Here is a 12,069-nt window from a genome sequence, read left to right as displayed (position 1 = left end):
CTCACGCCGCCTCGGCCGTGCCGGGCGAGCCGATCAGGGAGCGCAGCCGCTGCGTCACGACGCGGGCGTTGGCGCCGGCCTGGATGGCGGCGATGCCCTCGATGGCGACCTCCATGTGGGCCACCTCCAGCTCGCTGAGCCGCTTGAGGCGGTTGCCCAGGGGCAGGAAGATGACGTTCGCCGAGGTGACGCCCCACAGCGTGGCCACGAACGCCGCGGCGATCAGGTGGCCGAGCTCCTCGGGCGCCGACAGGTTCTCCAGCACGTGCACGAGGCCCATGACGGTGCCGATGATGCCGATGGTGGGGGCGTAGGCACCCGCGTCGGCGAAGAACTTCGCGGCCTGCTTGTCGTTGGCCCGCTTGGTGTAGACCTCCGACTCCAGGATCTCGCGCAACTCCTCGGGGTCGGTGCCGTCGACGGCCATGGTGATGCCGCGCCGCAGGAAGTCGTCGTCGACGTCGCGGGCGGCCTGCTCGAGGGCGAGCAGGCCCTCCTTGCGGGCCTTCTCGGCGAGCGTGACGACCTGGGGCAGCAGCTCCTCCGGATCGGCGGCGTCGCTGGTGAAGGCGCGCTTGAGGGAGAGGCCGGCGGTCTTGGCGTCCTTCATCGTCCCGCCGGCGATGGTGACCAGGATGGTGGTGCCGAAGACGAGGAGCAGGGGCGGCATGAGCAGCAGGCTCATGGGGTTGCCGCCCTCGAGGACGTTGGCGGTGACGACGACGGCGAAACCGGCGCCGATGCCGATCGCGGGTGCCGCGTCCATCAGTGCTCCTGGGAGATCGGGGTGACGCTGGACAGTCGCGACCGGTCCGGCTGCGCCGGCAGCTCGGGCAGCTCGGCCGAGGACATCCGGTGGCTGAGCGCGAGCACCTGGCTGCGGAAGTGGATGGCCAGCGCGGTGATGTCGCGGGGGCTCTCCAGGACGACGTACTTCTTGCCGTCCACGAGCGTGACGACGGTGTCGGGGGTCTGGTCGACGCGCTCGATGAGGTCGCAGTTCAAGACCAGCGGGGAGCCCGAGATACGGGTCAGGGAGATCACGGTTGCACCTTCCTAGTGCGGTTCCTGGCCGTCCGTGGCCCGGATACCTGGGTCATCGGCCGCCTGCGGGCGGACCTGAGCGGTTCCGGCGTGCACGGGGGCCGGGATCGCTCCCGGCCCCCGCGACGACGTCAGCGCTTGATGTTGACGAGCTCCTCGAGCACCTGGTCCGAGGTGGTGATGACGCGCGAGCTGGCCTGGAACCCGCGCTGGGCGAGGATCAGGTTGGTGAACTCGGCGGCGAGGTCGACGTTGGACATCTCGACCGCACCCGCGACCAGGACGCCGTTGCCGCCCTCGCTGGGCACGCCGAGCTGGGCCGCGCCCGAGTTGGCCGACTCGCGGAACGACGTCTCGCCGACCCGCTCGAGGCCCATCGGGTTGTTGAAGTCCGCGACCGCCACCTGCGCCATGTCGCGCTGCACCTGGTCGGTGAACAGGCCGCGCAGCTTGCCGTCGGGACCGATGGAGTACGACGTGAGCTCGACGCCGGCGGGCACGGCGGGAGTGGCGCCGGCCGTCGACAGCGTGATGTCGCTCAGGCCGCCCGTGCGCTGGCCCGCGGCGTCGAGCTTGTAGCCCTGGACCCGCGCACCCGTGGGGGTCACGAGGGTGCCGGAGTTGTCGAAGGTGAACGAGCCGGCCCGGGTGTAGAGCTGCTCGCCGCTGCGCCGGGTGACGAACATGCCGTCGCCCTGGATCAGCAGGTCGGTGGACCGGCCCGTGGTCTGGGTCGACCCCTGGTTGAGGTTGCTGCTGGTCGCGGCGACCTGGACGCCCAGCCCGACCTGCACCGGGTTGGTGCCGCCCCGGGCGGGGCTCTGGCCGGACGCGGCCGTCAGCATCTGGCTCAGGGTGTCCTGGAAGACCGTGGAGCTGCCCTTGTAGCCGATGGTGTTGGCGTTGGCGATGTTGTTGCCGGTGACGTCGAGCATGACCTGGTTGACGCGCAGGCCGCTGATGCCGGCGAAGAGGGAACGAAGCATGGTGTGTCCTTCGAGGAGAGCAGTGGCCGAGGACCGGTCGGTCCTCGGTGCGGAGCAGCGGGGGTGGGAGCGCCTAGACGCTCGTGGAGGGAACCGTCGGGACGGACGGCGTGGCCGTGCGGGTGCCGTCGTCGACGCGCTGGACCTGGCCGAGCGCGACGGTCGTGCCGCCGACGTCCAGGCTGGGTCCGTCAGCCCCGAAGCTGACCCCGTTGACGAGACCGGTCTGCGAGGTCCCCTCGGTGTCGGTCCAGGTCACGGTGCGACCCACCAGGCCGCTCGCCCCGAAGGACAGCTGGGCCGAGACCAGCTGCGCCGTCTGGTCGGCCACCGCCTGCATCTTCTCCAGCGCGGTGAACTGCGCCGACTGGGCGAGGAACTGTGCCGAGTCGGTGGGGTTGGTGGGGTCCTGGTACTTCATCTGGGCGACCAGCAGCTGCAGGAACATGTCCTTGTCCTGCGAGTTGCCCAGCTTGGTCTTGGCGCTCGTGTCGGCCCCGGGAACGGTGCCGAGCATGCCCGTGTGGGTCACGGGCTCGGTGGCTGCGATGGACACGTGTCCTCCTCACATGCGGAGGTCGACCGCTCCCGGTGGGGAGTCAGGCACGACCGAGGGATGCCGGGAGCTCCAGGTGGAGCCGGCAGTGGTGGTCGGGGTGCCCTCCGTGGCCGCGCCGTGCTCATCCGTCCGTGGATGACGGGCGCTGTGTCGTTGCTGCGGGTCGTGGCCTCCAAGGAGCTGCTGCTGGGGAGCGGACGGGTCGTGGGAGCGGCCTGGCAGGTCGCCGCCGGTCGGGGAGGAGAGGTCGGTCAGGACGATCCGGGCGTCCCGGATCCCGACCTGCTCGAGGGCGCGGGTCAGCTCGCCGCCGGAGCGGGCCAGCGCCGCGCGTGCCTCGTCGCCGGCGGCGAGGCGCACGTGCACCTCGCCCTGGCGGACGGTCAGCACGACGCGGACGTCGCCGAGCGCGGCGGGGGCGAGGTCGAGGGTGAGGCGGTGCACGCCGTCGCCGCGGCGGACCAGCGACGTCAGGTGGGAGCCGACCTCGGCGGGGCTCACCCGCGCCGGTGCGTGGCCCGCGGGGGCGGTGGGCAGCACGCTCGCGAGGGGCGAGCCCGCGCCCGCGGCGCCGGCCGCGCCGAGCAGCGCGGTCGGGACGGTCACGCCTGCGGGAGCAGGGACTGCCGCCTGGCCCGGCGTGGCCTGGCCCTGGCCGGCCGGGCCGGCCTGGCTGGCCTGTCCGTCCGGGCTGCCCTGGCCGGACCTGCCGTCCGGACCGGTCTGCCCGCTGTCCGGACCCGGCTGGTCGGTCCCGCCGGAGGGGACCGGGGTGTCAGGTGCGGCCGGGAGGTCGGTGGTGACGGACGTGCCGGGGTCGGGGGTCGGCGCCGCCGCGGTGGGGTCGGTCGTCGCCGTCGTAGCCGCTGCGGCGTCGGCGGGGGCGGCCGGGACGGCCGCGAGGGCGTCCGCTGCCGCGGGTGCGGTGCCGGGGTCGGCGGCGGCGCCGGACGCGGCGCCCGACGCAGGGCCGGACGCAGCGGCGGCGTCCACCGCGGCGACGCCGGGGTCGGCGGTCGGCGCGGCGGCCGAGGTGGCGGGCAGGCTGGCGGCGAGTCCGGGCACGAGGTGCAGCACCGAGAACACCAGCTCGCTGAGGCCCACCGGGGTCGTGACGACGGTGTCGCCCGTCGTCGACGCGTCGTCGGCGTCCCCGTCGGCGGCACCCTCGGTGACGTCCGCGATCCCGGTGCCGGTGGTCGTGGCGGTGGTCGTGGCGGCGGCGGGGGCGCCCGTCGGGGTGGCGCCGGCCGGCACCGGTGCCGTGGTCGCAGCGGTGGTCGCCCCGGCGGAGCCGGTGATGGCGGCCATGAGCAGCGCGAAGAGACCGGCCTCGGCGTCGGGCACTCCGGTGCCGCCGGCCGCGCCCGCGGCGGTCCCGGCCGTCCCGGGGACGGTGGCGGCGCCGAGGGGCGCCGACGAGGTCAGGCTCATGCGGCCCTCCCGAGGGAGGTCATGATCTTGCGCACGTAGTTCTGGGTCTCCTGGTAGGGCGGGATGCCGTGGTACTTCATGACCGCGCCCGGACCGGCGTTGTAGCCCGCCAGCGCGAGGTCGGTCCGCCCGAAGCGGTGGATGAGGTCGCGCAGCATCCGGGCCGCACCGTCGACGGCCTGGGCCGGGTCGAAGGAGTTGGCCACCCCGAGGCCGCGGGCGGTGCCGGGCATCAGCTGCATCAGGCCCTGCGCGCCGGCGGGGCTGACCGCGCGGGGGTCGTAGTTGGACTCGGCCTTGGCGACGGCCGACAGCAGCGCGGGGCTGACGCCGTACTTGGTGCCGACCCGGTTGAACAGGTCGGCGTACGGCCCCTGCGCGGCGCCCCCGGCGCCGGTGGTGGCGGAGACGGTGGAGGCGCGGCCGGCCGAGGCCGCACCCGCCTCGGGCAGGATCCGGCGGATGACGTCGGGCTTGCTGGGGACGTCGACCAGGCGGATGTCGAGGCCCGTGCGAGGCGCCTCGATCATCTTGCCGCCGCCGATGTAGATGGCGATGTGGTCGACGCCGTTGTTGCGGCTGCTGTTGTCCCAGGCGATGAGGTCGCCCGGCTTGGCCTGGGCCATGCTCGCGACGGGACGCCCGGCGGCGGCCTGCTGGTAGGAGACCCGGGGCAGGTCGAAGCCGAGGTTCTTGTAGACGACCTGGACCAGGCCGGAGCAGTCCATGCCCTTGGTGGGGCTGGTGCCGCCCCAGACGTAGGGCAGCCCGATGTACTTCGACGCCTCGGTGACCACGTCGGCGCCCGTGACGCCCGAGCCCTTGCTGCCCGTGACGGGGACGCCGGGGACGGCGACGGACGTGCTGGGGGTGACGCCGGCCGCGCCGACCGTCGCGCCGGCGGTCAGCGGGTCGGTGCCGTCGGTGGCGGTCGCGGCGGCGACGGCCGACGACAGGCTCTGGGCGAAGTCGGTGCCGGAGGTCGGTGCCGCCCCGGGGGCGGCCAGCTTGGCCAGCGCGGCCTGGAGCTCGGCGATGCGTCCGGTGACGCCGGTGACGGTCACGACGCCTGCCCGCGGGTGCGCCGCCACAGCTGCGTGGCGGCCTCGTCCTGGGCGGCGGCCTCGAGGACGCGACGCTCCTCGAGCCGCGCCAGGCGGCGGCGCTCCTGCAGCATCTCGATCGAGCGCAGCCGGCTGCGGTCCAGCTGCCAGTGCGACATCGCGGAGGCCGCGAGACCGCGGGCGGCGTCGGCCTCCTGCTCGCGCAGCGTGACCACGGCGCTCAGGCCGAGCGCGAGCTCGCGCTGCGCCACGAACTGGGCGGCGTCGGCGGTGCCGGGACGCGGCGCGGCGAGCACCTGCGCCCGGGCCACCGCGAGGGCGTCCTCGGCCTGGCGCTGCTCGCGCGCGGCCTGGTGGTAGCCGAGCAGGCTGTCCTGCTCGCGGACCCGGCGGACCCGCGCCACGACGGCGAGGGGGTCGCGACGGGCGCTCACGGGGTCACCAGCCGGCTGAGGCGGTGCCAGGTGTCGGAGAGGTCGTCGTGGTCGTCCATGGGCTGCTGCAGGAACTCCTCGATCTGGGGCATCAGGGCCAGGGCGACGTCGGCGTCGCCGTCGGTGCCGGGCACGTAGGCACCGATCTCGACCAGCTCCTTGACGTCGCGGTGGGCGGCGAGCAGCCGGCGCACGAGCCGGGCGTCGCGCTGCTGGGTGGGGTCGGTGACCGCGTTGGTGACGCGGGAGATCGACTCGAGCACGTCGATCGCGGGGAAGTGGCCGGCGGTGGCCAGGCGGCGGGAGAGCACGACGTGGCCGTCGAGGATCGAGCGGGCGGTGTCGCCGACCGGGTCCTGGAGGTCGTCGCCCTCGACGAGCACGGTGTAGAGGCCGGTGATGCTGCCCGTGCTGCTGGTGCCGGCGCGCTCGAGCAGGCGGGGGAGCAGCGTGAAGGAGCTCGGCGGGTAGCCGCGGGTCGCCGGGGGCTCGCCGGCCGAGAGGCCGATCTCGCGCTGCGCCATCGCCACCCGGGTCAGCGAGTCCATCATGAGCACGACGTCGCGGCCGTCGTCGCGGAACCACTCGGCGATGCGGGTGGCGACGAAGGCCGAGCGGACCCGCTCGACCGGGGGCGCGTCGGAGGTGGCCACGACCACCACGGAGCGGGCCAGGCCCTCGGGGCCGAGGTCGTTCTCGATGAACTCGCGGACCTCGCGACCGCGCTCGCCCACCAGGGCGATCACGGAGATCTCGGCGTCCGTGCCACGGGCGACCATCGAGAGCAGGCTCGACTTGCCGACGCCGGAGCCGGCCATGATGCCGATGCGCTGGCCGCGCCCGCAGGGGACCAGCGAGTCCAGCGCCCGGACGCCGAGGCCCACCTGGCGCGAGATCCGGGGCCGCGAGAGGGCGGCGGGGGCGGGGTGCTCGACGCTGACGCGGGGCAGCGCGGCCAGGCTCGGCCCGCCGTCGACGGGACGGCCCAGGCCGTCCAGGACCCGGCCGCGCAGCGCGTCGCCGACCCCGATCGTCAGCGGGCCGCCGCAGGGCCGCACGAGCGCGCCGGGGGAGACCCCGGGCAGCGAGCCGAGGGGCAGGCACACCAGGCCGCGGCGGTTGCTCGCCACGACCTCGGCGAGCACGGGCGGCTGGTGCTCGATCTCGAGCAGGTCACCCACCGCTGCCCGCAGCCCCGTCACGGTGACCTGGAGGCCGAGCAGCTCGCCGACGGTGCCGCGCACCGCCGGGCGCACGGCCTCGTGGGCCCGCGCGACGAGGTCGGGGGCCAGCAGGGCGCTCACGCGAGCACCTCGCCGAGGCGCTGCAGGGCGTGGTCGACGCGCAGGTCGAGGACGCCCTCGTCGAGGTCGACGAGCACGTCGGCGCGACCCAGGTTCGCGTCGGCCCGCACCGTGACGCCGGCGGGCCAGTCGGCGTCGGGGTGGTGCGCGACGTCGGGGTGGGCGTGCAGCACGGCCCCGGGCGGCGGCACCGGCAGCGCGGAGCGGACGCGGGCCGCGACGGCGCCGACGCCGGCGGTGGCAGCGGCCTCGCCGACCAGCTCGCGGGTGAGCTCGAGGGCCAGGGCGGCCGCCTGCTGCTCCACCCGGGCGACGGCGTCGGCGATCGCGGCGTCCAGGGCGTGGGCGGCGCGGACCAGGTCGGCCAGCGCGCGGGCGTGCTCCTGCTCCCGGCGGTCGCGGTCCTCGGCGTGCTGGCGCTCCTCGGCCTCGCGGCGGGCGCGGGCCTCCTGGTCGGCGCGGCGGCTGCCGAGCGACCAGCCCACGGCGTACCCCTCGGCGTGCCCGGCGGTGCGGGCCTTCTCCGCGAGGTCCGACATGGCCTCCTCGGTGACGCGGTCGCCCAGGACGCCCCCGCTGCCGAGCCGGGTCCAGTGGCCGCTGCGCAGGTCGGTGACGACCAGCGGCGTGGTCTCGACGTGGTCGGCGAGGCGCAGCACGCGGGGCTCAGACGACGAAGTCATCGTCGCCTCCCCGTCGGACCGTGACCTGGCCCTGCTCCTCGAGCTCGCGGATGACGTGCAGGACGCCCTGCTGGGCCTCCTCGACCTGGGCCAGGCGCACGGCACCGAGGATCTCGACCTCCTCGAGCAGGTCGCTGGCGGCCCGCTCGGAGAGGTTGGAGGCGATCTTGTCGCGCACCTCGGGGGTGACGCCCTTGAGGGCCAGCGCCAGCTGGGCGGGGTCGACCTGGCGCAGCACCAGCTGCAGGCCGCGGTCCTCGATGTGGACGATGTCCTCGAACATGAACATCCGGCTGCGGACCTCGTCGGCCAGCGCCGGGTCGAGGGAGGCGAGTCCCTCCACGATCTGGCGCTCGGTGGAGCGGTCCGAGCGGTTGATGATGTCGACGAGGGGGGCGACGCCGCCGACGCGGGAGGTCTCGACGGGCTGGAGCATCGCCGAGAGGCGGCGCTCGAGGGTGCGCTCGACGGTGCGCACGACCTCGGGGGAGGTGCGGTCCATCACGGCGATCCGGTGGGCGACCTCGGCCTGGGCGGCGGGCGGCATCCCCGCCAGCACGGCGGAGGACCGCTCGGCCGGCAGGTGGGCGAGCACGAGGGCGACGACCTGCGGGTGCTCGTCGATGATGAAGCTGCGCAGCTGCGCGGGCTCCACGTGCTGCAGAGCCCGGAAGGGTGCCTGCACGCTGGCGGCGTTGATCCGCCCCACGATCTGGGCGGCGCGCTCGTCGCCGACGGACTCGGCGAGCAGCTGGGAGGCGAAGCCGATGCCGCCCTGCTGCACGCCCTGGCCGGTGGCCAGGCCGTGGAACTCGCCCAGCACCGCGGCGCCCTCCTCGGCGGAGACGTTCTGCAGCCGGGCGATCTCGGCGGAGATGGCCTCGATCTCGGACTCCTCGAGCCGGCTCAGCACGGCGGCCGCGGCCTCGCGGCCCAGCTGCAGCAGCACGATGGCCGCCTTGCGGGTGCCGGTCGTGGCCAGGGTGGAGACGGTCATCGGCTCTCCACCAGCCAGCCCCGCAGCAGCGCGGCGACGTCCTCGGGCTGGCGCTCGATGAGTTCGACGAGCTCCTCGCGCATGTCGTCCTCGCGGTTGGCCGAGCCCGAGGGCGGCGCGCCCAGGCTGAGCACCCGGTTGTTGGGAGCGGTGAGCTCGCGCTCCTGCTCGCGCTGGAGGGCGTCGGTGCGCAGCTGCTCCACGACGTACTCGGTCGCGTCCTGGCGCTGCTTGCGGCGGCGACGGGCCCGGAGCCAGGCCAGCAGGCCGGCGAGCAGGAGCAGCAGCGCGACGCCGCCGTTGCGGATCAGGGCGTTGCGCGAGCTGGCCGCCTCGGCCTTGGTCTGGGCCGCGAGGTCCTTGGCCGCCGCCTGCTCGGCGGTGCGGTCGAAGGGCAGCACCGAGACGCGCACGCTGTCGCCACGCTTGGGGGTGATGCCGACCGCCGACTCGATCATCGACTGGATCTCGTTGGGGTCGTTGTTGGCGGCCGCGGTGCGGTCCAGGGCGACGCCGATGTGGATCGACTTCAGCGAGCCGGGGGCGGTGTCGCGGCGCTCGACCGTGGTGTCGACGGCGTTGTCGCGGGTGACCGAGGACTTGTCGTACGTCGACCCGTCGGCGCCCGTGGTGCCGGTGGTCGTGTCCATCTGGCCGTCGGGGCCCACGACGCCGTTGGGCACGGCCGCGCCGTCGGCGCCGACGTACTTCTCCTTGTCGACGTTCTCCGAGAGGGCCAGGATCTTGTTCGGGTCGGCCGCGCGGTAGGTGCGCGAGTTGATCTGGGCCTTGTCGAAGTCGAGGTCGGCGGTCACCTGGACGGCGGAGTTGCCCGGGCCGACGACGCGGTCGAGCATCGCCTGGATCTTGCCGCTGACCTGGTCCTGGAAGTCGTTGACGGTCTGGGCGCGGTTGCTGGAGATGCCACCGCCCTGGCCCGAGCCGTCGGAGAGCAGCCGGCCCGAGGAGTCGGCCACGGTGACCTTGTCGGGGCTCATCCCGTCGATGCTGGCGGCCACGAGGTGCACGACCGACTGGACCTGCTGGGGGTCGAGGGTCTGGCCCGGGCTGGTCGAGACCAGGATCGAGGCGGTCGGCGGGGCCTGCTCGTCGGCGAAGACCTCCTTGGGCGGCAGCGCGAGGTGCACGACGGCGCTCTGCACGCCGTCCATCGCGCCGATGGTCTTGGCGAGCTCGCCCTCCATGGCCCGTTTGAAGTCGGTCTGCTCCTTGAACTCGGAGGTCGAGATGTCCTGGGAGTCCAGCAGCGAGTAGCCGCCGTCGCTGCCCGAGGGGATGCCCTGGCCGCTGAGCTGGATGCGCGTCTTGTAGACGTCGTTGCGGGGCACCATCACGGTGGCGCCGCCGTTGGTCAGCTCGTAGGCGATGCCCTGGGTGTCGAGCTCCTCGACCACGGCCGAGGCGTCGGCCGCGGAGAGGTTGCTGAACAGCGGGGCGTAGTCGGGGCGCGAGGCCCACTGGAACATCATGAACCCGGCCATCAGCAGGGCGGCGGTGCCGACGAGGGCGACCGCCTTCTGCCCGGCGGTGTACCCGCCGAAGCTGCGTCCCCAGCCGCTCAGGCGGCTCATCACCTGGTCCTTCATCAGACCGGCATCCTCATGATCTCGGTGAACGCCTCGAGCGCCTTGTTGCGCATCGCGACGGTCAGCTGGGTGGTGACCTGGGCCTCGGAGGCGGCGATCGTGTACTGGTGGATGGCCTGCAGGTCACCCGTGGCGGCCTTGACCGCGAGCTGGTCGCTCGTGGCCTGGGTCTGCTGGAGCCGCTCGACGCCCTTGACGACGAGGTCGCCGAAGCCGCCGCCGGCACCGCTGGCGCCGTCGGGGCCGCGGGGGGAGGTGAGGTCGGAGGCGGGGTCGAGCCGCGGGGTGGCGAGGGGCGCGAAGCCGCCGATGCCCTCGATGCCGGAGACGCTCATCAGCCACGACCGATCTGGAGCGCCGCGGCGTACTCCTCCTGTGCTTGCTTGGTCACCTGGACCGAGGCCTGGAAGCCGCGCTGGGCCATGACCAGCTGCGACATCTGGGAGGCCAGGTCGGTGTCGGGAGCGCGGACGAAGCCCTGCGCGTCGGCCATCGGGTTGTCGGGGGCCTGCTCGAGGCGGCCCTCCGCGGAGCCCTCGACGATCCGGGCGACGCCGACGCCGCCGCCGGCCTGGGCGCTGGCCACGACGTACTGGGGTCGGAAGGCGGCCTCGCTGGTCGGGCGGACGGTGTTGATGTTGGCGATGTTGTGCGCCAGCGTGTCGAGCCACGTCTGGTGCATCCCCAGCGCCGATCCCGCGATGCGCAGGGTGTCGAAGGCGCCCATCACATGCTCCCGAGGGCGGAGCGCAGGAGCGCGTGGCGGTCCGAGACCGCCCGGCTCAGCAGCTGGTACTGGTACTGCGTCTGGACCGCGGCGAGGGTCTCCTTGCGCAGGTCGACGTTGTTGCCGTTGGGGCCCACCGGGGTGTCGGTCGCGGTGCTCACCGCCTCGATGCCGCTCAGGCGGCCGCGGTCGACGTCCCCGCTCTCCAGCGCACCCCGCAGCGACGACTCGAAGTCGACGCTCGACGCACGGAAGTCCGGGGTGTCGACGTTCGCGATGTTGTCGGCGATGACGCTCTGACGCAGCGACACGCCGTCCAGGGCGAGGCCGAGCACCCGGTTGACGTTGTCGGACACGGCGAAGGACACAGGGGACTCCCAGTGCAAGGAGGGTGCCGGTCCTTCGGCGGGGGTGAGCGGTCCGTGCTCGCCCTGTGCTTCGGCACCCAGATGCCCGACCTGAGAGGTTTCGTCACGAACTTTCGTCCGGGACGGGGGAGCGGGCTCGGGTCAGCCGACGAGGTCGACGTACACCGACGGCGACAGCGAGCTCGACGCGCGCTCGGAGGCCTCCTGGCGACGCATCGTGGCCTCGAGCGAGACCGCGAGGCGCTGCATCAGCTCCTGCTGCCGGGCGTGGAGCTCGCGGGCGCGGGGGAGCAGGTACGCCGGCATCGGGCCGCGGTCCGCGGGGGCGATCCACTCGGGCGGGGCCTCGAGGCTGCGCGAGGCCGCCAGCAGCCGCTCGGCGCGGTGCAGGTCGAGCTCGAGGCGGTCCAGCTCGGTCTCCCAGGCCAGCCGGGACGCGCCCGGGACCCGGTCGTCCAGGGGTGACCCGGCGCTCATGCCGGCAGGGCCAGGGCGAGGGCGGCCTGCCGCCAGGTGTCGGCGATCTGGGTCGCGAGGCTGGCGCAGTGCTGCGTGATCTCGGGGTCGCGCCTCACGTTGGCGCGGACGAGCTCGGCGAACAGGTGCTCGTAGATCGCGGCCAGCTGCACGCCGCCCTCGAAGCCCGATGGGTCGAGGCTGCTGCGCAGCTCCAACGCGATGTCCTGGGCGTGGATCAGCTGCTCGCCCGCAGCGAGGTGCTCACCGGCCTGCTGGCACGCGAGCGCGCGCTGCACGTCGAGGACCATCCGGTCGCAGAGCATCACGAGGAGGCGCTGCGGGTCGGCGGTGGCGATCGAGGCCTGCACGTAGGCGGCTCGAGCGAGGGTGGATGTCGTCATGG

Annotated in this window: 16 protein-coding genes; all 16 read right to left on the bottom strand. The window is 74.0% G+C overall.

Translation table 11 applies throughout. The annotated features are described in order from the left end of the window. Window position 1: 1 nt before the first annotated feature. A complete protein-coding gene (locus tag BLU55_RS09330; RefSeq protein WP_091728793.1) occupies window positions 2-766 on the bottom strand; it encodes a motility protein A in 765 nt (254 codons plus the stop codon). Then, entirely contained in the window at window positions 766-1,044 is a 279-nt protein-coding gene (locus BLU55_RS09325) for a flagellar FlbD family protein (protein ID WP_091728790.1), read from the bottom strand. The genes BLU55_RS09330 and BLU55_RS09325 overlap by 1 nt, the downstream gene beginning before the upstream one ends. Window positions 1,045-1,175: 131 nt before the next feature. Next, a complete protein-coding gene (locus BLU55_RS09320) occupies window positions 1,176-2,030 on the bottom strand; it encodes a flagellar hook-basal body complex protein (RefSeq protein ID WP_091728787.1) in 855 nt (284 codons plus the stop codon). 73 nt (window positions 2,031-2,103) lie between these two features. Then, entirely contained in the window at window positions 2,104-2,586 is a 483-nt protein-coding gene (locus tag BLU55_RS09315; RefSeq protein ID WP_197681146.1) for a flagellar hook capping FlgD N-terminal domain-containing protein, read from the bottom strand. A gap of 9 nt (window positions 2,587-2,595) precedes the next feature. After that, a complete protein-coding gene (locus tag BLU55_RS20030; protein ID WP_091728784.1) occupies window positions 2,596-4,023 on the bottom strand; it encodes a flagellar hook-length control protein FliK in 1,428 nt (475 codons plus the stop codon). Continuing rightward, window positions 4,020-5,087: a transglycosylase SLT domain-containing protein gene (locus BLU55_RS09305; RefSeq protein ID WP_091733688.1), complete on the bottom strand. Its 1,068-nt coding sequence runs from the start codon at window positions 5,085-5,087 to the stop codon at window positions 4,020-4,022. Before BLU55_RS09305 ends, BLU55_RS20030 begins: the two co-directional genes overlap by 4 nt. Then, complete coding sequence (locus tag BLU55_RS09300; RefSeq protein WP_091728782.1) at window positions 5,084-5,521, bottom strand: hypothetical protein; 438 nt, start codon at window positions 5,519-5,521, stop codon at window positions 5,084-5,086. The genes BLU55_RS09305 and BLU55_RS09300 overlap by 4 nt, the downstream gene beginning before the upstream one ends. Continuing rightward, window positions 5,518-6,825: a FliI/YscN family ATPase gene (locus BLU55_RS09295; protein ID WP_091728779.1), complete on the bottom strand. Its 1,308-nt coding sequence runs from the start codon at window positions 6,823-6,825 to the stop codon at window positions 5,518-5,520. Before BLU55_RS09295 ends, BLU55_RS09300 begins: the two co-directional genes overlap by 4 nt. Further along, the gene (locus BLU55_RS09290) at window positions 6,822-7,508 is read right to left on the bottom strand and encodes a FliH/SctL family protein (RefSeq protein WP_091728777.1); all 687 of its coding nucleotides are present in this window, start codon (window positions 7,506-7,508) and stop codon (window positions 6,822-6,824) included. Before BLU55_RS09290 ends, BLU55_RS09295 begins: the two co-directional genes overlap by 4 nt. Continuing rightward, the gene (gene fliG, locus BLU55_RS09285) at window positions 7,492-8,505 is read right to left on the bottom strand and encodes a flagellar motor switch protein FliG (RefSeq protein WP_091728775.1); all 1,014 of its coding nucleotides are present in this window, start codon (window positions 8,503-8,505) and stop codon (window positions 7,492-7,494) included. Before fliG ends, BLU55_RS09290 begins: the two co-directional genes overlap by 17 nt. Further along, on the bottom strand, window positions 8,502-10,112 hold the full coding sequence (gene fliF, locus BLU55_RS09280) for a flagellar basal-body MS-ring/collar protein FliF (protein WP_091728772.1): 1,611 nt from the start codon (window positions 10,110-10,112) through the stop codon (window positions 8,502-8,504). The genes fliG and fliF overlap by 4 nt, the downstream gene beginning before the upstream one ends. Further along, window positions 10,112-10,447: a flagellar hook-basal body complex protein FliE gene (gene fliE, locus BLU55_RS09275; protein WP_091728770.1), complete on the bottom strand. Its 336-nt coding sequence runs from the start codon at window positions 10,445-10,447 to the stop codon at window positions 10,112-10,114. The genes fliF and fliE overlap by 1 nt, the downstream gene beginning before the upstream one ends. Then, complete coding sequence (locus BLU55_RS09270) at window positions 10,447-10,839, bottom strand: flagellar basal body rod protein FlgC (RefSeq protein ID WP_091728767.1); 393 nt, start codon at window positions 10,837-10,839, stop codon at window positions 10,447-10,449. The genes fliE and BLU55_RS09270 overlap by 1 nt, the downstream gene beginning before the upstream one ends. Further along, window positions 10,839-11,207 carry a flagellar basal body rod protein FlgB gene (gene flgB / locus BLU55_RS09265; protein WP_091728764.1) on the bottom strand — a complete coding sequence of 123 codons (369 nt, stop codon included), beginning with the start codon at window positions 11,205-11,207 and terminating at the stop codon, window positions 10,839-10,841. Before flgB ends, BLU55_RS09270 begins: the two co-directional genes overlap by 1 nt. 141 nt (window positions 11,208-11,348) lie before the next feature. Beyond that, window positions 11,349-11,684, bottom strand: coding sequence for a hypothetical protein (locus BLU55_RS09260; protein ID WP_091728761.1), 336 nt, complete (start codon window positions 11,682-11,684; stop codon window positions 11,349-11,351). Next, window positions 11,681-12,067, bottom strand: coding sequence for a flagellar export chaperone FliS (gene fliS / locus BLU55_RS09255; RefSeq protein WP_091728757.1), 387 nt, complete (start codon window positions 12,065-12,067; stop codon window positions 11,681-11,683). Before fliS ends, BLU55_RS09260 begins: the two co-directional genes overlap by 4 nt. Window positions 12,068-12,069 lie beyond the last annotated feature (2 nt).

The organism is Nocardioides scoriae (assembly GCF_900104965.1).
GTDB classification, from domain to species: Bacteria; Actinomycetota; Actinomycetes; order Propionibacteriales; family Nocardioidaceae; genus Marmoricola; species Marmoricola scoriae.
The sequence above is the reverse complement of the archived record's forward strand: the minus strand, read 5'-3'. Positions and strand labels throughout refer to the sequence as shown.